The sequence below is a fragment of the Pseudonocardia sp. ICBG1142 genome (assembly GCF_020496255.1).
Classification (GTDB): Bacteria; Actinomycetota; Actinomycetes; order Mycobacteriales; family Pseudonocardiaceae; genus Pseudonocardia.
In genome coordinates this window covers 415524-432651 of the sequence record NZ_JAHLJC010000031.1, presented here as the reverse complement: position 1 = coordinate 432651, position 17128 = coordinate 415524, and the positions used below count along the sequence as shown (strand labels likewise).

The window sequence follows — 17128 nt, the reverse complement described above, 5'->3', positions numbered from 1 at the left end:
GCGTGACGCTGCGTGCACGATAGGTGATCACCGATCCCGTGGCGACCCGACGCTGTTGTTCAGGCGCGCCGAGGCGTAGAGTTAGCCGGACCGAACTCCAGGGTTCGGGGCGTACTGTGCGAGTCGGTGGCACGGGCGCCGACCAGGAGGTGGACGCCATGTTCCGAGCCGCTCCGCAGTCGCGGACGACCGAGGTGCGCGCGGTCGTGCTCGCCGGGGTGCTGATGGTCCTGCTGGCCGTCGCCACGATCGTCTCGGTGTCGCTGGCCCCCACCTCCGTCACCCTGGTCCTGGCCGCCGCCGCGCTGGCCGTCCGGCCGCTGGTCGTCGCCCACCTGCGCCGCAGTGCCCACGACGAGCGGGTCGCCGCGCGCCGCTGAGGCGACCTACGGTGGGGTTCCGCGACCCGAGGAGCCCCATGACGACCGTCGGTGAAGCCGGCTGGCAGGTGCTGACCGCCCACGGCATCGACACCGTGTTCGGCAACCCCGGCTCCAATGAGCTGCCCTTCCTGGCGGCGATGCCCGACGGGGTGCGCTACGTGCTGGGTCTGCACGAGGGCGCGGTGCTGGGCATGGCCGACGGCTACGCCCTGGCCTCCGGCGGCCCGGCCCTGGTCAACCTGCACGCGGCGTCCGGGTCGGGCAACGCGATGGGCGCGCTCACCAACGCCGTCTACTCCCACTCCCCGCTCGTGCTCACCGCGGGCCAGCAGGTGCGGTCCACCGTCGGCCAGGAGGTCATGCTGACCAATGTGGACGCGGCCGCCCTGCCGCGTCCGCTGGTCAAGTACTCCGCCGAGCCCGCGTCGGCCCAGGACGTCCCGCGGGCGCTGTCCCAGGCGGTGCACACCGCGCTGCTGGCGCCACGGGGCCCGGTCTACCTCTCGATCCCCTACGACGACTGGTCCCGCGAGGCCGGCCCGGACGCCGCGCACCTGCCGTCGCGACGCACGACCACCGCCGCCCAGCTGGGTGAACGGGCGGTCGCCGAGCTGGCCGGGGCACTGGCCGGGGCGGCGAACCCGGTCCTGGTGCTGGGTCCGCAGGTCGACGCGGACCGGGCGAACGGCCACGCCGTCGCCCTGGCCGAGCGGCTCGCCTGCCCGGTGTGGATCGCGCCGTCGGCGTCGCGGTGTCCGTTCCCGACCCGGCACCCGGCGTTCCGCGGGATCCTCCCGGCGTCGGTGCGCGACGTGTCCGACCGGCTGGCCGGGCACGACGTCGTGCTCGTCGCGGGTGCGCCGGTGTTCCGCTACCACCAGTGGGTCCCCGGTGACCTGCTGCCGGCGGGCTCCCGGCTGCTGCACCTGACCGCTGATCCGGCCGAGGCCGCGCGGGCCCCGATGGGCGAGGCCTGGGTCGGCCCGGTCGGTCCGGCGCTGGCCGCGCTCGCCGGGCGGGTGCCCGCCTCGGGGCGGGCGCCGCTGCCGCCCCGGCCCGCACCGCCCGCCCCGCAGGGCGCCGCGGACCACGTCCCGCCGCAGCAGCTGTTCGCGCTGGTCCGCGACGCGGCGCCGGCCGGGACCGTGCACGTGTGCGAGTCCACCTCGACGATCGACGACTTCGTCACCCAGGCCGACCTGACCGAGCCGGGCAGCTACCTGTTCCCCGCGTCCGGCGGTCTCGGGTTCGGGCTGCCCGCCGCCGTCGGCGCGCAGCTGGCGCACGGCGACGCGCGACGGGTGGTCGCACTCGTCGGCGACGGGTCCGCCAACTACGGCATCACCGCGCTCTGGACGGCGGCGCAGTACCGGGTGCCGGTGGTCGTCGTGATCCTGCGCAACGGGACCTACGGTGCGTTGCGCGGCTTCGCCGAGCTGCTGGGCACCGGGGAGACACCGGGCCTGGACGTCCCCGGGATCGACTTCGTGCGGATCTCCGAGGGCTACGGCGTGCCCGCGGTGTCGGTGCGGGACGCCGCCTCCGCCGCGGCGGCGCTGAAGGAGGCCTTCGCCGACGACGGCCCCCGGCTCATCGAGGTCGTGACGGCGCCGGGCGTGGCGTAGGCCGGCGCCGTCCCTCACACCGCGGCGAGCGCGGCGTAGCGGCCCGCGTCGGCGAGCAGCTCGTCATGGCTGCCGGACTCGACGATCCGGCCGTGGTCGACGACGGCGATCCGGTCGGCGTCGCGCACGGTCGTGAGCCGATGCGCGATGGTGATCGTCGTGCGGCCGTGGGCCAGCGCGTCGAACGCGGCCTGCACCGCCCGCTCGGTACGGGTGTCCAGCGCACTGGTGGCCTCGTCGAGGACCAGCACCTTCGGGTCGCGCAGCAGCGTGCGGGCGATCGCGATCCGCTGCTTCTCCCCGCCGGAGAACCGGTGCCCGCGTGAGCCGACGACGGTGTCGTAGCCCTCGGGCAGCGAGACGATCAGGTCGTGGACCTGCGCGGCGCGGGCGGCGGCCTCGATCTCGGCGTCGGTGGCGTCCGGGCGGGCGTGGCGCAGGTTCTCCCGCACGGTGGCGTGCAACAGGTAGGTGTCCTGCCCGACGACGCCGACGATCCGGGTCAGGTCGGCCGCGGCCATGTCGCGCAGGTCGATCCCGTCGATGGTCACCCGGCCCGCGGTCGGGTCGTGCAGCCGGGACACGAGCCCGGCCAGGGTGGTCTTGCCCGACCCGGTCTCCCCGACCAGGGCCAGCGTGGTGCCGGCGGGGACGTCGAGGTCGATGCCGGCGACGGCGGCGGCGTCGCTGCCCGGGTAGACGAAGGTGACGCCCTCGATCCGCACGTGCCCGCGGACGCGGTCGTGGTCGACGGCGACGGGGTGCTCGGGCTCGGGCACGTCGGTGGTCAGGTCGAGGTAGGAGAAGATCCGCTCGAACAGCGCCAGCGAGGCGACGATCTGCACGCCGCCGCTCAGCATGCCCATGACCGGGCGGAACAGCCCGCCCTGCAGCGCGGTGAACGCCACCAGGGTGCCGATGCTCATCGTCCCGGCGGCGAACGGCAGCCCGGCGGCGAGGTAGATGGCGGCCGGGACGGCGGCGAACACGACCTGGGTGACGGCCATCGTCCAGCGTCCGGCGAGCTGGGAGCGCAGCTCCAGCCCGATCAGCCGGGACGAGGACTCGGCGAACCGGCGGCTCAGCTCCGGGCCACTGCCCAGGGTCTTGGACAGGGCGATCCCGTCGACGGACAGGTTCTCCTCGACCGCGACGCTCAGGTCGGCGAGCTCGCGCTGCTGGGCCGCGGTGATCGCGCGGCGGGTGCGGGCGACCCGCCGGGTCAGCAGGATCGCCGGGGGCAGCACGACCAGGGACACCAGGGTGAGCTGCCAGGACAACGCGGTCATCGCGACCAGGGTGGCGACGGTGGTGGTCAGGTTCGACGCGACCGAGGTGGCGGTGCTGGTGACCACCGACTGCATGCCGCCGATGTCGTTGGTGATCCGCGACTGCACCTCCCCGGTGCGGGTGCGGGTGAAGAACGCCAGGCTCTGGCGCTGCAGGTGGGCGAAGACGCCGGTGCGCAGGCCGTGCATGACCTCCTGCCCGATGCGGGTGGAGATCCAGGTCTGGGCGACGCCGAGGGCGGCGGTGACCGCGGCGACCGCGACCATGCCCGCGGCCAGCCAGGCGAGCAGGGTGACGTCGCGCTCGGGCAGGGCGACGTCGATGACCTCGCGGAGCAGGAACGGCGAGGCCATTCCCACGATCGAGGACGCCACGATCGTCACGACGACGACCGTGAGCGGGCCCCGGTGCGGGGCGAACAGTGCGCCGATGCGGCGCAGCGAGACCGCGCGCGCCTGCTCCCGTTCCTCGGGGGTGGCGGTGCGGGTGTCCGGCCGTCCGGGCCGGTTCGGGGGTCGGGTGTCCAAGGGGTCTCCTCCGGGCCAATTACTGTGGTTGCCTCACTATGAGGCAGCAACAGCGTCCTGCGCTAGTCTGTTCCCGTGCCGGACCGGGAACCACCCAGCCAGTCGCGCGGCGACCTCGTCGACGCGTTCTGGTCGGTGGCGCGCTCGCTGCGCCACGCCTCGGCCGAGCGGCTGGCGGCCTGGGGTCTGACGCCGTCGCAGGCGCGGGCGCTGGGCACGCTGGTCCGGCACGGCGAGATGCGCCCGGGCACGCTGGCCGGGCACCTGCGGATCACGCCGCGGTCGGCGACCGAGGTCGTCGACGCGCTGGCCGGACTCGGGCTCGTCGAACGGGCGACCGACCCGGCGGACCGGCGGGCGGTGCTGGTGCGGGTCACGGACGCGGGCGCGGCGACCGCGCGCGACGTGCGGGCCGCACGGGCCGACGGGGCCGAGGCGTTGTTCGCGCGGCTGTCCGACGACGACCGCGCCGAGCTGGCCCGCATCCTCGCCGTCCTGCGCGACGGCGCCGACGAGCACCGCCGCTGCTGAGCCCGGCCGCCCACGACCGGAGCAGCCTCCGTCGGGGCCGGGCCCTGCCGGGGCCGGGCCGGGGCGGGCGGGGGAACGGTCGCGGCGGACCGAGCGGGCCCGGGGCCACCGCGGGCGGGGCGTCCGCGGCTCAGCGTCCGACGGGATCCGTCCGGTCGTCGCCGGTGGAGGTGCCGCCACGGCGGACCCGCACGGCCCGTACGAGCGCCCGCACCGTCGTCCCGGCCGCCAGGACCACGGCCCCGGCCAGCACCGACACCGGCGGCAGCAGCGTCGCGAGCACCACGCAGCCGAGCAGCCCGAACCCCGACAGGGCGCGGCGCCACGGCCGGTCGCGGTGCAGGGTGAGCGCTGCGGCGTTGGCGACGGCGTAGTACAGCAGCACCGCGAACCCGGACAGGCCGATCGCGGTGACCGGAGCGGCCGTGACCACCAGCAGCAGCACGACCGCGCCGACGGCGAGCTCGGCGCGGTGCGGCACCGCAAACCGCGGGTGGACCGCGGCGAGTGCGCCCGGCAGCTCCCGGTCCCGGGCCATGGCCAGCACGGTGCGCCCCACCCCGGCGACCAGCGCGAGCAGCACCCCGGCCGACGCGACGGCGCCCCCGATGCGCACCAGGGGTGCCGTCCCGTCCCCGGCCGCGGTGGCCAGCGGGGCCGCGGACGCCGCGAGCGCGTCGGGCCCGGCGGCCCGCAGCGCGGCGACGGCGACCACCGCATAGACCACCAGCACCAGGCCGAGCGCGAGCGGGATCGCCCGTGGGATGGTGCGTGCGGGGTCGCGGACCTCCTCGCCGAGCGTCGCGATCCGGGCGTACCCGGCGAAGGCGAAGAACAGCAGCCCGGCGGCCTGCAGCACCGCGAGCGGACCGGCGTCGGCCCAGCCCTGCAGCGGCGCGGCGACGGCGGGGCGGGAGAACGCGGCGACGACCACCGCCGTCAGCGCCGCGAGGGTGCACCCGACCAGGACCCGGGTGGCGAGCGCGGTGCGGGTGACGCCACGCAGGTTCACCGCGACCATCGCGACCACCGCCGCCGCCGCGACCGCGCGGGCGTTGTCCGGCCAGGCGTAGGAGCCCAGGGTGAGGGCCATCGCGGCGCACGACGCGGTCTTGCCGGTGACGAACGCCCACCCGGCGAGGAACCCCCACGTCTCCCCCAGCCGGCGGCGGCCGTAGACGTAGGCCCCACCGGACTCGGGGTGGCGGGCGGCGAGCCACGCCGAGGACATCGCGTTGGCGACCGCGACCGCGCCGGCCACGGCGAGCGCGGGCAGCAGGGCGGTCCCGGCGACGGCCGCGGCGGGCCCGAAGACCGCGAACACCCCGGCGCCCAGCATGGACCCGATCCCGAGGACGACGGCGTCGCCGGTGCCGATCCGGCGTTGGGGCGTCGTGTGCACGTGCTCACCCTTCCCGGCGTGCGGACGGCCGGTCGAGGGGGTACCCACCACGGCATGGGACCGACCCCGCACGACCGACCGCTGACGTTCACCATCGGGCACGAGGAGCTCGTCGTCCGGAAGCGCTACGAGGTGCTCAGCATCGTCAACGACATCCTGGTGGCGCTGTGGTTCGTGATCGGCAGCGTGCTGTTCTTCTCCGAGGCCACCAGCTACGCGGGGACCTGGCTGTTCCTCCTCGGCTCGATCGAGCTGATGATCCGACCGGTGATCCGGCTCGCCCGCCGGGTGCACCTGCAGCGGATCACCGGGGCACCGCCGGAGGCGAGCCACGACTTCTGACCCGGACGACGTCGCCCGCCACCGTTCACCGCACGCACCGTCCTTCCCACGGCGGGGTCCGGCGGCGCGGTTCGCGGGCACCGGGCGGGGGTAGGCCGCTGGGGCACCGCACGAACGACCCGGAGGCACCCCGATGTCCGACAGCACGCTCAGCAAGGATCCGACCGCGGACCCGGCGGAGCACGATGCGTACTTCCCGTCGCCGTACTCGCTGGACGCCTACACCGCGCCGAGGACGGACTTCGACGGTCTCGCCACCGAGCGGCGCGCCTGGTCCGGCGGCCGCTGGAAGGTGCTCGTCCTGGCCACCGACGAGCGCTACCTGCGCATGGGCAACGGCACCTTCTTCTCCACCGGCAACCACCCGGTGGAGACCCTGCTCCCCCTGCACCACGTGCTGGAGGCCGGGTTCGGCGTCGAGATCGCGACGCTCACCGGCAACCCGGCGAAGTTCGAGTGGTGGGCCTACCCCGGCGAGGACGAGGCGGTCGCCAGCGCCCGCGAGAAGCTGCTCGCGCAGTGGCGGGCCCCGAAGTCGCTGGCCGAGGTCGTCGACCGCGAGCTGGGCGAGGACTCGGACTACCTGGCGGTGTTCGTCCCGGGAGGGCACGGTGCGCTGTCCGGGCTGCCGTTCTCCACCGACGTCCGCGACACCCTGGAGTGGGCCATGCGCACCGACCGGCTCGTGGTGTCGCTGTGCCACGGGCCCGCGGCGTTCCTCTCCACCCGCATCGGCCGCGGCCGGTCGGTCTTCGAGGGCTACGAGATGTGCGTGTTCCCCGACGCACTGGACGCCGGCGCCAACATCGACATCGGCTACCTGCCCGGCGAGATGCCGTGGCTGCTCGGCAAGGCACGCCAGGACGAGGGCGTCCGCGTGGTCAACGACGACATGACCGGCCGCTGCACCACCGACCGCAACGTCATCACCGGTGACAGCCCCCTGGCCGCGAACGAGCTGGGCAGGCGCACCGCGACCGCGCTGCTGGAGCACGCCCGCCGCCGCGGCTGACCACGCAGCTCACGGCGCCGTGCCACCGGTCGCCAGCCGCCACACCCGGTCGCGGCTGAACGGCTGGTGGTACGGCCGCACCCCCAGCGCCCGGCGGATCGCGTTCGCGACCGCGGGCGCCACCGGGTTGTAGGGCGCCTCGCTCATCGACTTCGCGCCGTAGGTGCCCAGCGCGTCGTGGGTCCGGGCGTAGCGCACCTCGGTGACCGGGACGTCGGCCATCTGCGGCACCCGGTACGTGCGGAACACCGGGTTGAGGATCTCCCCGGACTCCCCGACGTACACCTCCTCGTAGAGCGCGCTGCCCAGCCCCATCGCGGCACCGCCCTCCACCTGCCCGCGCAGCTGCTCGGGGTTCAGGACGGTGCCGGCGTCGACGGCCTGCACCGAGCGCAGCACCCGGACCTCGCCGGTGGCGGTGTCCACCGCGACCCGCACGCCGTGGCAGTTCGCGGTGATCGCCCGCGCGGTGCCGGGCTCCTCCCCCGTCGCGGGCAGTCCCCCCGGCGACGACGCGGCGGCCAGCACCTCGTCGAGGGACCACTCGCCGTCGGGGGTCGTGACGCCGTCGGCGTGCAGCTCTCCGCCGCCGGTCACCGCGAGGATGCGGGCCCGCAGCGCGGTGGCCGCGGCGTGCAGGGCCTTGCCCGCGACGGTGGTGCCCGCCGAGGCGAACGCCCCGGTGTCGTAGCCGCAGGCGTCGGTGTCGCCGTGGTGGGCGTCGACCCGGTCCGCGGTCGTCCCCAGCACGGTCGCGACGACCTGGCGATGGGTGGTCGTGGTGCCGTTGCCGAACTCGACGGTGCCGGCACCGAGCCGGTAGCGCCCGCCGGGCAGCAGGGTCACCGTGGTGGTGGCGGCGTGCCCGAACGGGGCCATCGTCGTCATCATGCCCAGGGCGGTGCCCTCGCCGACGCGCCACGTCGGGCCCTCCGGCACGGGGTCGCCGCTGCCGTCGGCCAGTGCGTCCTGCACGAGGTCGAGGCACTGGTCCATGCCGTAGCTGGTCCAGTGCAGGTCGTGCTCGGGATCGCCGTGGTGGGCGACGTGCAGCGGGTCCCCGGCGCGGACCATGTTGCGCCGCCGCAGGTCGAACGGGTCGAGGCCGGTGACGATCGCCAGCTCGTCCATCGCGGACTCGACGGCGAACATCACCTGGCCCAGGCCGTAGCCGCGGAACGCGCCGCTGGGGACGTTGTTCGTGTAGACGACCTCGGCGTCGAGGTGCTTCACGGGGCAGTTGTAGACGCTGACCGACTCGGCGACGCCATGGAACAGCACCCCGCGGGAGTGGTTGCCGTAGGCGCCGGTGTCGGACAGGACGTCGAGCTTCATCGCGGTGAGCCGGCCGTCGTCGTCGGCGCCGAGGGTGACCGCGACCCGCATCGGGTGGCGCAGTGCGGTGCGGGTGAACTCCTCGGTCCGGGTGAACTCGTGGACGACGGTGCGCCCGGTCCGCAGCACCGCGAGCCCGACGAGGTCCTCGGCGAACATCTCCTGCTTGCCGCCGAACCCGCCGCCGACCCGCGCGGTGTGCACCCGGACCCGGTCGGGGTCGAGGTCGAGCACGCGGGCGAGCTCGGCGCGGGTGAGGAACGGGACCTGGGTCCCCGCGCGGACGACGAGCCGCCCGTCGCCGTCGAGGGAGCCGATGGCCCCGTGGCACTCGAGCTGGGCGTGGGAGACGCGGCTGGTGCGCCAGGTGCCGGTGACGGTGTGCGCGGACCCGGCGAGCGCGGCGTCGACGTCACCGCCGTGTCCGCCGTGCAGGGCCAGCACGACGTTGCGGGACGCCTCGTCGACGCGGTCGGCCGGGGTCCGGTCCGGGTGCACCAGCGGCGCGCCGGGCAGGCGGGCCGCCTCCGGGTCCAGCACGGCGGGCAGCACCTCGTAGTCGACGGCGATCAGGGCGCAGGCGGCCTCCGCCTGCGCCGGGGTCTCGGCGACGACGGCCGCGACCCGCTGCCCGACGTGCCGGACGACGTCGTCGAGCATCCGGGTGTCGTCGGGGTCGTCGGTGCGGTGCTCGTGCCGGGCGGTGGAGTACCGCAGGTCCGGCACGTCGTGGTGGGTCAGCACCAGCGCGACGCCCGGCGCGGCCCGTGCGGCGGTGGCGTCGATCGACCGGATCCGGGCGTGGGCGTGCGGGGAGCCGAGGATCCGCAGGTGCAGGGCACCGGTGAGGTCGACGTCGAAGGTGAACGGCTCGGCACCGGTGACGATGCGCTCGGCCGCCGGGGGCCGGGCCGAGCAGCCGACCGTGCCCTCCGCGGCGCGGGGACCGTCGACGGCGCACCCACGACGGACGCCGGTCTCGATCGCCTCCCGGATGCTGCGGTAGCCGGTGCAGCGGCACAGGTTGCCCTTCATCCGCCGCGGCAGGTCGTCGAGGTCCTCGGCGGTCAGGGCGGACGCGGTGACGATCTGCCCGGCCGTGCAGAACCCGCACTGGTAGCCGAACTTCTCCACGAACGCCTGCTGCACCGGGTGCAGCTCCCCGTCCGGCCCGGCCAGCCCGGCGACGGTGGTGACCCGCGCGCCGTCGAGACGCTGGGCGGGGATCAGGCAGGAGTGCACGGGCCGGTCGTCGAGCAGGACGGTGCAGGCACCGCAGTCCCCGGCGTCGCAGCCCTTGCGCACCTCCAGGTGCCCGTGCTCGCGCAGGAACGTGCGGGTGCACTGCCCCGGGGCGGGCTCGGCCTCCAGCTCGGTGTCGTTGATGTGCAGCTTCACGACAGCTCCTCCCGGATCTGCTCCAGCAGCACCGCACTGACCCCGTGGCGCCAGTCCGCGGAACCGAGCGGGTCGGTGTACCAGCCGTCGACGGCGTCGACGTCGGCGCGCAGCCGGTCCGGGTCGGGCACACCGGCCGGGTAGCGCAGGACGGTGGGTGCCTCGGTCGCGGCGGTGATCACGAACGTGGCCGCGCCGCCGTCGCGCGCGGTGTCGACCCGCCCGGTGAGCACGGCGCCGGAGCGGCCGAGCTCGGCGAGTGCGATCTTGCGGAAGGCGGTGCGGGCGCGCAGTGCGGCACCGGGCAGCTCGACCGCGCGCAGGACCTCGCCGGGGCGCAGCGCGGTGGTGCCGTTCCCGGTGACGAGCGTCGCGACCGGGACCCGGTGCTCGTCGCCGTCGGGGGTCCAGACGACGGCGACGCCGTCGAGCGTCGCGGCGAGCGCGACCATCCCGGCGGCGGCGTAGGCACGGCACACGTTCCCGCCGACGGTCGCGGTGTGCCAGATCTTCCACGACGCCAGCAGGGCGTGCGCGCACTGGGCGAACAGCGGGGCCCCGGTGCGCTCCCCGTACCCGGCGAGGTCGGCGATCGGGCAGGTCGCCGCCACCGACAGGCCGCCGTCGGGCAGCGGCTCCAGGGGCTCCCAGCCCATCGTGGTCAGGTCGACCAGGCCGGTGACGCCGGGCTGCGGCTCGGAGAACAGCCAGGTCCCGCCGGCGAGGATCCGTTCCCCCGGCGCCAGCGCCAGGTCGGCGCGCTCGCGGGCGCGCCGGAACCCGGTGACGGTGTGCAGATCCATCCGCTCACCCGGCCCGCGAGACGAGGTCGCGGTGCACCGCGGCGCACTCGGCGGCGACGGCGTCGGTGTCGACGGTGAGGACCGTGTCCTTCTCCACGACCGGGCGGCCGTGCACCAGCAGCAGCTCCAGCGGCGGCGGGGTGCCCAGGACGAGGGCGGCGACCGGGTCGGCGACGTCGCGGTGCCGGAACCCGTCGAGGCGCCACAGCGCGAGGTCGGCGAGCTTCCCGGTCTCGATCGACCCGATCTCGTCCTCGCGACCGAGCACCCGGGCGCCGCCGAGCGTGCCGAGCTCCAGGGCCTCGCGCACCGACAGGGCGCGGGGGCCGCCCGCGGCGCGGGCGAACAGGACGGCGTGCTTGACGTCCTCCAGCAGGTGGGTGCCCTCGTTGGAGGCGGCGCCGTCCACGCCGATCCCGACCCGGGCGCTGGCGTCGACGAGATCGCGGACCCGCGCGATGCCGGCGCCGAGACGGCCGTTGGAGGTGGGGCAGTGCGCGACGCCGGTGCCGGTGGCGCCGATGGACTTCACCGCCTCGTCGTCGAGGTGCACGGTGTGGGCGAACCACACGTCGGGCCCGGTCCAGCCCAGGTCGGCGACGTACTCGGTGGGCGTGGCACCGAAGCGCTCCCGGCAGTACGCCTCCTCGTCGTCGGTCTCGGCGAGGTGGGTGTGCAGCCGCACGCCGAGCTCGCGGGCCAGCGTCGCGGACTCCCGCATCAGCTCCGGTGTCACCGAGAACGGCGAGCAGGGGGCCAGCGCGATCCGCAGCATCGACCCCGGTGACGGGTCGTGCCAGCGGGCGACGGCGTCGGCGGAGGCGGCGAGGATCTCGTCGCGGTCGGAGACGACGTGGTCCGGCGGCAGCCCGCCCGCGCTGCGCCCCAGGTCCATCGACCCGCGGGTCGGGTGGAACCGCAGGCCCACCTGCTGGGCGGCCCGGATCTCGGCGCCGAGCACGTCGCCGCCCTCCCGGGGGAAGACGTAGTGGTGGTCGGTGGTGGTCGTGCATCCCGACAACGCGAGCGCCGACAGCGCCCCGGTGGCGCCGGTGTGCACGGCGTGCTCGTCGATGCCGGCCCACACCGGGTAGAGCGTGGTCAGCCACTCGAACAGCGTGTGGTCGACGGCGAGTCCACGGGTCACCCACTGGTAGAGGTGGTGGTGGGTGTTGACCAGCCCCGGAGTGAGCAGGCAGCCGCGGGCGTCCACCCTGCGGTCGTAGGACCCCGCCGGGGCGGGGCCGGGCCCGACGGCGGCGATCCGTTCCCCCTCGACGACGACGTGCCCGCCGGGGATCTCCTCCCCGCTGACGGTGACGACGTGGGCACCCTCGATGGCGATCCGGCTGGCGACCCGGCTGGCGGCCCGCCCGGCGTTCGGCTGCTGCATGGACCCCAGTGCACCGTGTGACGGTCACCAGGAGAAGGCACCACTGTGACGAATCGGGGTCCCAGCGGGTGCACCGAGTTGTAGGTTCCTCCCATGCTGCTCTCGGAGCTGGTCGCGCGACCGGAGCTGCGGCTGCGGGTCCTGCACGGCTCGGCGGCCGATCTGGACCGGTCCGTGCGCTGGGTGTACCCGACCGACCTGCCCGACCCGTCGCGTTACCTGGGCGGCGGCGAGCTGGTGGTGTCCGGGCTGGTGTGGCGACGGACACCCGCGGACTCGGAGCGGTTCGTCGCGGCCGTCGCCCGGTCCGGGGCGGCGGCGCTGGTGGCCGGCGAGGCCGTGTTCGGCGACATCCCGGCCGACGTCGTCGACGCCTGCCGCCGCCACGACCTCGTCCTCATCGCGGTCCCGGTGGACGTGTCGTTCGGCGCCGTGACCGAGGTGGTGATCGGGGCGCTGTCCGCGGCCCGCGGGGACCGGCTCGCCCACACCCTGGGCCGGCACCGGCGGCTGCTCGCCGCGTTCGCCGGCGGCGCGGAGCTGGCCGAGCTGGCCGGGTCGGTCTCGGCGGGCACCGGCCTGGTCTGCCGGGTGCTCACCGCCGCGGGCGGCCTCCTGGCCGGGCCGGCCCTGCCCGACGCCGAGCGCGACGCCGTCGTCGCCGGGTTCCTCACCGCGGGCCGGCTGCCGGTGACCGTCCCGGCCGGTCGGGAGGATGCCGCGCACCTGGTGGTCCCCGCGGCACCGGGAACGGCACGGGCCACCGGCTGGCTGGTCGCCGCGCAGCTGCCGCCGGGCACCGCACAGGCGGGCACCGAGGCCGTCGACGCCGTCGGGGAGCTGGCCGCCATCGCCGCGCTGGACCGGTCCCGGCGCCGCGAGGGCGCGGCGGTGGCTCGCCCGATCGCCGACGACGCACTGGCCCGGATCGCCGCCGACACCGGCGACCGGCCGGAGACCCGGGTGCGGCTGCGCCAGGCCGGGGTGGAACCGGACGGGACCCTCGCCGTGGTCGTGCTGCGTGCCTCGGGCGTCGCGGACCCGGCCGACACCGCGCACACCGTGCTGCTCGACGCGCTGGTCGGCACCGGCCCGGCCGCGGTCGGGGTGCTGGGTGGCGACGCGGTCGCCGTCGTCGCGGTGCCCGGGCGTGCGGACACCCCGGACCCGGTCGAGGTGGTGCTGGGCGCGGTGCACCGGCTCGGCCCCGGTCTGGCGGGCGGACGGCTGTCGGCCGGGGTGTCGCGGCCGTCGACGGCGGAGGCGCTGTCGGGTGCGCTCGCCGAGGCCGGGCACGCCGCGGGACTGGCGGCGTCCCGGGTCGGCCCGGTGACCTCGGTGCGGGCCGGGGAGATCACCTCGCACGTGGCGCTGCTGGCCGGGGTCCCCGACGACGTCCGGCGCGGCTTCGCCGCCCAGGTCCTCGGCGCCCGGTGCTCGACCACGACGCGCGGTCGGGCACCGGGCTGGTGGAGACCCTGGAGGTGTTCCTCGACGAGTCCGGGTCCTGGAACCGGACCGCGGCCCGGCTGCACCTGCACGTCAACACCGTCCGGTACCGGATCGGCCGGGTGGCGGAGCTGACCGGGCGGGACCCGTCCTCGTTCACCGACCGCGTCGACCTCTACCTGGCGCTGCGCTCTCGGTGACGGCGGCCCGGCGGCGGGCGCCGGCGGCGCGGCGGCGCACCGGCTTGGCGCCCGGCCGTGGCGCCCGGCTGCGTTCCGGCGCCGGCGGGGCGACGACGACCGGTGGCCTGCGGTCGAGCAGCCGGGTGAGCACGAGCTGCTGGACCAGGGTCGCGACGCTGCCGGTCATCCAGTAGAGCAGCAGCGCGACCGGCGCCGGGTAGAGCAGCCCACCGGCGAGGACACCGACCGGCGCGATCCAGGGCAGGGCCGCGAGGATCCGGGTTGTGCCCTGCGGCACGGCACCCGGGTCGACCCGGGCGTAGCGCATGCTGAGGTGGGTGCAGACCGCGGCGAGCACGGCCAGCACCACCACGACGGCGGCGACCGCCGCCCCGTCGACGGGGGTCCCGCCGAACGCGGCGAGCTGCTCGGCGGGCATCCGCAGCCACGCCGACAGCGGCGCCCCGAACAGCCGGGCCTGCAGGAACGAGGCGACCTGGTCGGGCGGGAAGGCGTAGTTGGCGAGCGCGGCGTTCTGTTCGAAGGTCAGGCCGGGCCGGTTGAACGAGCGCAGCACGTGCAGCAGCGCGACGAACACCGGGATCTGCAGGAACACCACCCCGAGCCCGGCGACCGGCGACGAGCCGTGCGTGCGGTGCAGCGCGGCGGTCGCCTCGGCCAGTGCCCGGGCGTCGCCGCGGTGGCGTTCGCGGAGCCGGGCGACCTGCGGGGCCAGTGCGCGACCGATCCGGGCGGCGCGCATCCGGGTCCAGGCCGAGCGCACCAGCAGCGCCCGGACGGTGAGCACGAGGAACACCACCGACAGCGCCCAGGACAGGCCGGTGGCCGGTCCGAACAGGGCGCCGAACAGCTCGTGCCACAGGCGCATGACGAAGGAGACGGGGTAGTACAGGAAGTCGAGCACTTCTCACTCCGGGGACGTCCGAGGGGCAGGACGGGTCCCGGAGCAGGGACGACGACGGGCCGGTGCGCACACCGCACCGGCGCGCGGCGCGGCGCGTCAGGCGGCCGCGACGACGCCGGGAACCTGCTCCGGGTGGAGCGGTCCCGGAGCGCGCGGCCGGGGACGGCCCGCCGCGTCGGGATCGGTCTGGCGGACGATCCCGGCCCGGTGCCGGACCCGGCGGGCCTCACGGACCGGGGTGGTCGCGGCAGTGGCGACGAGGTGGATCGCGCCGAGCTCGCGGTGCCCGGCCCACACGAGGACGGCGAGCGCGACCACGGCGCCGACGAGCCCGGTCTCGACCTCGGCGGGCAGCAGGACCGGCACGAGCAGGAGCAGCGACGCGACCAGCAGGGCCGCCCCCGCCCGCGCGCGCCGTCCGATCCCGAGGTCCACGCCGCCCACCGTACCGGCCCCGGACACCCGCAGCGGCCGGCGCGGACCTCCCGCGCCGGCCGCCGGGCCCTGCGCCCGTCACCGGGTCAGCCGGACACCAGGTCGTCGAACCGGCGCCCCGCGACCTTGGCGATCTCCACCAGGGCCGTCGCGTGCTCCTGCGCGGGCGGGTGCTCCAGCCTCCGCCGCGCGGTGGCGAGCAACGTGCGGGTGTCCCCCGCGTCGCGCAGACAGACGATCAGCGGGAACCCGAAGCGCTCCCGGTAGGCCGCCGCCACGGCGCAGAGCTCGGCGCGGTCGTCGTTGCCGAGCAGGGCCAGCCCGGCCCGGTCACGCAGCGCCGCCGCGGCGGTGCCACCGACGGGGCCACCGACCGGGCCGACGCCGTCGGGGCGGCGGGGAGCCGGGGCGCCGGAGCCGCCCGCGCCGGCGAGCCCTCCGAGGTCGGGGTAGTGGCCCATCAGCGCCCGCTGCTCCTCGGGCGGCGCGGCGAACAGCTCGTCCTGCACCGCGGCGCGCAGCGCGGTGGCGTCGGCGAAGGGGCCGCGGGCGTGCACCCGGGCGGGCACCGCGGTCGGGCCCTCGAACAGCCGCCCGAGCACCGCGGAGAACTCGCCGGCGTCGGCCGAGGCGAGCCGGTCGAAGGTCACCGTGTCCCCGCCGGGCGTCGCGGGTGCGATGTCGCGGCGGCGCCCGGTGTGGAAGAAGAGCAGGTTGAGCCCGATCGCGACCACGCTGCCCGCGGTGATCCCGGAGCCGAGCACGATGCCCGCCCACTCCGGCAGGGCCTGCGCCACGTCCGGCTGCACGGTCACGAACAGCGCGACCCCGAGCCCGGACCCGACCACGACGACGTTGCGGTGGTCGCGGAAGTCGACCCGCGACAGCGTCTGGATCCCGACGACGGCGACGGTCGCGAACATCGCCAGCGCCGCACCGCCCAGCACCGGGTGCGGCACGGCCGCGACCAGCGCCCCGGCCTTCGGCACCAGCCCGATGAGGATCATGAAACCGCCCGCGGCGGCCACCACCCAGCGGCTGGAGACCCGGGTGAGACGGACGAGGCCGACGTTCTCGGCGAAGCAGGTGTAGGGGAAGGAGTTGAGGACACCGCCCAGGGTGGTGGCGGCGCCGTCGGCGCGCAGGGCGCGGGCGACGTCGTCCGGCCCGACCTTCTTGTCCACGATCTCGCCGGTGGCGATCACGTCACCGGTCGTCTCGACCGCGGTGATCATCATGACGACGATCATCGACAGGATCGCGGCGATCGAGAACTGCGGCCAGCCGAAGTGGAACGGCGTGGTGACCCCGACCCAGTCCGACTCCCCCACCGCGGACAGGTCGACCAGACCGAACGGCACCGCGGCGAGCGTGCCGAGCACGAGCCCGGCCAGCACGGCGACCGTCGCGAGGAACCCACGGAACAGCCGCTGGATCAGCACGATCACCGCCAGCGTCCCGAGGGCGAGCCCGAGGTAGAGCGGGTTGCCGGGGTCGGGGGCGTTCGAGCCGCCGACCGCGTCGGTCGCGGCGACCGGCAGCAGCGCCAGCCCGATCACGGTGATCACCGTGCCGGTGACGACCGGTGGGAAGAAGCGCAGCAGCCGCGCGAAGTAGGGCGCGGCGAAGAAGGTGACCAGCCCGGCGACGATCACCGCGCCGTAGATGGTGGTCAGCCCCTGCGTCCCGCCCCCCGCGGCGAGCCCGATCGCGATCATCGGGGAGACCGCGGTGAACGTGACGCCCTGCAGCAGCGGCAGCCGCACCCCGATCCGGCCGATCCCGACCGACTGCAGGATCGAGGCGATGCCGCAGGTGAACAGGTCGGCGTTGATCAGGTGGATGAGCTGGCGCTCGTCGAGCCCGATGGCGTTGGCGAGCAGGATCGGCACGACGACGGCGCCGGCGTAGAACGCCAACACGTGCTGCATGCCGTAGACGGCGAGCCGTCCGGCGGGCGGCACCCGGTCGACCGGGTGGACGGGACGGGCGGGATCGGCGGTGGCGCTGGTGGATCGGCGCAGGCGCATCGGTGACCTCGATGAGAGCCGGAGGGGGATGACGGGGCAGGGCGCGCAGAGGGGCCGGATTGCGAC

14 protein-coding genes and 1 pseudogene are annotated in these 17128 nt (G+C 75.7%); 7 read left to right on the top strand and 8 right to left on the bottom strand.

Features of this window, described 5'->3' with window-relative positions; all coding sequences use genetic code 11:
- The first annotated feature begins 158 nt into the window (after positions 1 to 158).
- Together KPL59_RS26230 and mdlC are read left to right on the top strand one after the other, a co-directional pair.
- Positions 159 to 380 (top strand): hypothetical protein, encoded by a 222-nt coding sequence (locus KPL59_RS26230; RefSeq protein WP_139318721.1) that lies wholly within the window; start codon positions 159 to 161, stop codon positions 378 to 380.
- 38 nt (positions 381 to 418) lie between these two features.
- On the top strand, positions 419 to 2008 hold the full coding sequence (gene mdlC, locus KPL59_RS26225; protein ID WP_226362352.1) for a benzoylformate decarboxylase: 1590 nt from the start codon (positions 419 to 421) through the stop codon (positions 2006 to 2008).
- A 14-nt stretch (positions 2009 to 2022) separates the two neighbouring features.
- On the opposite strand, the gene KPL59_RS26220 is transcribed toward mdlC, so the two are convergent.
- Positions 2023 to 3825, bottom strand: a complete 1803-nt coding sequence (locus KPL59_RS26220; RefSeq protein WP_226362351.1) for an ABC transporter ATP-binding protein — start codon at positions 3823 to 3825, stop codon at positions 2023 to 2025.
- A 75-nt stretch (positions 3826 to 3900) separates the two neighbouring features.
- Between KPL59_RS26220 and KPL59_RS26215 the strand changes: the two genes are divergently transcribed.
- A complete protein-coding gene (locus KPL59_RS26215) occupies positions 3901 to 4356 on the top strand; it encodes a MarR family transcriptional regulator (RefSeq protein WP_308187954.1) in 456 nt (151 codons plus the stop codon).
- 130 nt (positions 4357 to 4486) lie between these two features.
- Here KPL59_RS26215 and KPL59_RS26210 read toward each other — a convergent pair whose 3' ends face one another.
- Positions 4487 to 5758, bottom strand: a complete 1272-nt coding sequence (locus KPL59_RS26210) for an APC family permease (protein WP_308187982.1) — start codon at positions 5756 to 5758, stop codon at positions 4487 to 4489.
- A 54-nt stretch (positions 5759 to 5812) separates the two neighbouring features.
- Between KPL59_RS26210 and KPL59_RS26205 the strand changes: the two genes are divergently transcribed.
- The gene (locus KPL59_RS26205; RefSeq protein WP_075306564.1) at positions 5813 to 6100 is read left to right on the top strand and encodes a YrhK family protein; all 288 of its coding nucleotides are present in this window, start codon (positions 5813 to 5815) and stop codon (positions 6098 to 6100) included.
- Between the two features lie 133 nt (positions 6101 to 6233).
- Positions 6234 to 7112, top strand: a complete 879-nt coding sequence (gene hchA / locus KPL59_RS26200; protein WP_226362350.1) for a glyoxalase III HchA — start codon at positions 6234 to 6236, stop codon at positions 7110 to 7112.
- A 9-nt stretch (positions 7113 to 7121) separates the two neighbouring features.
- Here hchA and KPL59_RS26195 read toward each other — a convergent pair whose 3' ends face one another.
- From KPL59_RS26195 to KPL59_RS26185, 3 genes are read right to left on the bottom strand one after another with little or no spacing between them, the layout of a single operon-like run.
- The gene (locus KPL59_RS26195) at positions 7122 to 9845 is read right to left on the bottom strand and encodes a molybdopterin-dependent oxidoreductase (protein ID WP_226362349.1); all 2724 of its coding nucleotides are present in this window, start codon (positions 9843 to 9845) and stop codon (positions 7122 to 7124) included.
- The gene (locus KPL59_RS26190) at positions 9842 to 10648 is read right to left on the bottom strand and encodes an FAD binding domain-containing protein (protein ID WP_226362348.1); all 807 of its coding nucleotides are present in this window, start codon (positions 10646 to 10648) and stop codon (positions 9842 to 9844) included. The genes KPL59_RS26195 and KPL59_RS26190 overlap by 4 nt, the downstream gene beginning before the upstream one ends.
- A 4-nt stretch (positions 10649 to 10652) precedes the next feature.
- Positions 10653 to 12041 (bottom strand): 8-oxoguanine deaminase, encoded by a 1389-nt coding sequence (locus KPL59_RS26185; protein ID WP_226362347.1) that lies wholly within the window; start codon positions 12039 to 12041, stop codon positions 10653 to 10655.
- A 93-nt stretch (positions 12042 to 12134) separates the two neighbouring features.
- On the opposite strand from KPL59_RS26185, the pseudogene KPL59_RS37835 reads away from it, so the two are divergent.
- A pseudogene (locus KPL59_RS37835) lies at positions 12135 to 12485 on the top strand (PucR family transcriptional regulator ligand-binding domain-containing protein); the annotation flags it as partial.
- A 989-nt stretch (positions 12486 to 13474) separates the two neighbouring features.
- Positions 13475 to 13690, top strand: a complete 216-nt coding sequence (locus KPL59_RS37830) for a helix-turn-helix domain-containing protein (RefSeq protein WP_226362346.1) — start codon at positions 13475 to 13477, stop codon at positions 13688 to 13690.
- Here KPL59_RS37830 and yidC read toward each other — a convergent pair.
- The 3 genes from yidC to KPL59_RS26160 form a co-directional block, all read right to left on the bottom strand.
- The gene (gene yidC / locus KPL59_RS26170; protein WP_226362345.1) at positions 13647 to 14597 is read right to left on the bottom strand and encodes a membrane protein insertase YidC; all 951 of its coding nucleotides are present in this window, start codon (positions 14595 to 14597) and stop codon (positions 13647 to 13649) included. The genes KPL59_RS37830 and yidC overlap by 44 nt on opposite strands.
- 96 nt (positions 14598 to 14693) lie before the next feature.
- Complete coding sequence (locus tag KPL59_RS26165) at positions 14694 to 15032, bottom strand: DUF6412 domain-containing protein (protein WP_198932171.1); 339 nt, start codon at positions 15030 to 15032, stop codon at positions 14694 to 14696.
- Positions 15033 to 15118: 86 nt separating this feature from the next.
- Positions 15119 to 17062, bottom strand: a complete 1944-nt coding sequence (locus KPL59_RS26160) for a solute carrier family 23 protein (RefSeq protein ID WP_226362344.1) — start codon at positions 17060 to 17062, stop codon at positions 15119 to 15121.
- Positions 17063 to 17128 lie beyond the last annotated feature (66 nt).

What these genes read in the sequence shown, in the direction of transcription:
- KPL59_RS26160 (WP_226362344.1), bottom strand. Translation starts at nt 17,062, where the DNA reads ATGCGCCTGCGCCGATCCACCAGCGCCACCGCCGATCCCGCCCGTCCC.
- KPL59_RS26190 (WP_226362348.1), bottom strand. Translation starts at nt 10,648, where the DNA reads ATGGATCTGCACACCGTCACCGGGTTCCGGCGCGCCCGCGAGCGCGCC.
- KPL59_RS26230 (WP_139318721.1), top strand. Translation starts at nt 159, where the DNA reads ATGTTCCGAGCCGCTCCGCAGTCGCGGACGACCGAGGTGCGCGCGGTC.
- KPL59_RS26185 (WP_226362347.1), bottom strand. Translation starts at nt 12,041, where the DNA reads ATGCAGCAGCCGAACGCCGGGCGGGCCGCCAGCCGGGTCGCCAGCCGG.
- KPL59_RS26205 (WP_075306564.1), top strand. Translation starts at nt 5,813, where the DNA reads ATGGGACCGACCCCGCACGACCGACCGCTGACGTTCACCATCGGGCAC.
- hchA (WP_226362350.1), top strand. Translation starts at nt 6,234, where the DNA reads ATGTCCGACAGCACGCTCAGCAAGGATCCGACCGCGGACCCGGCGGAG.
- mdlC (WP_226362352.1), top strand. Translation starts at nt 419, where the DNA reads ATGACGACCGTCGGTGAAGCCGGCTGGCAGGTGCTGACCGCCCACGGC.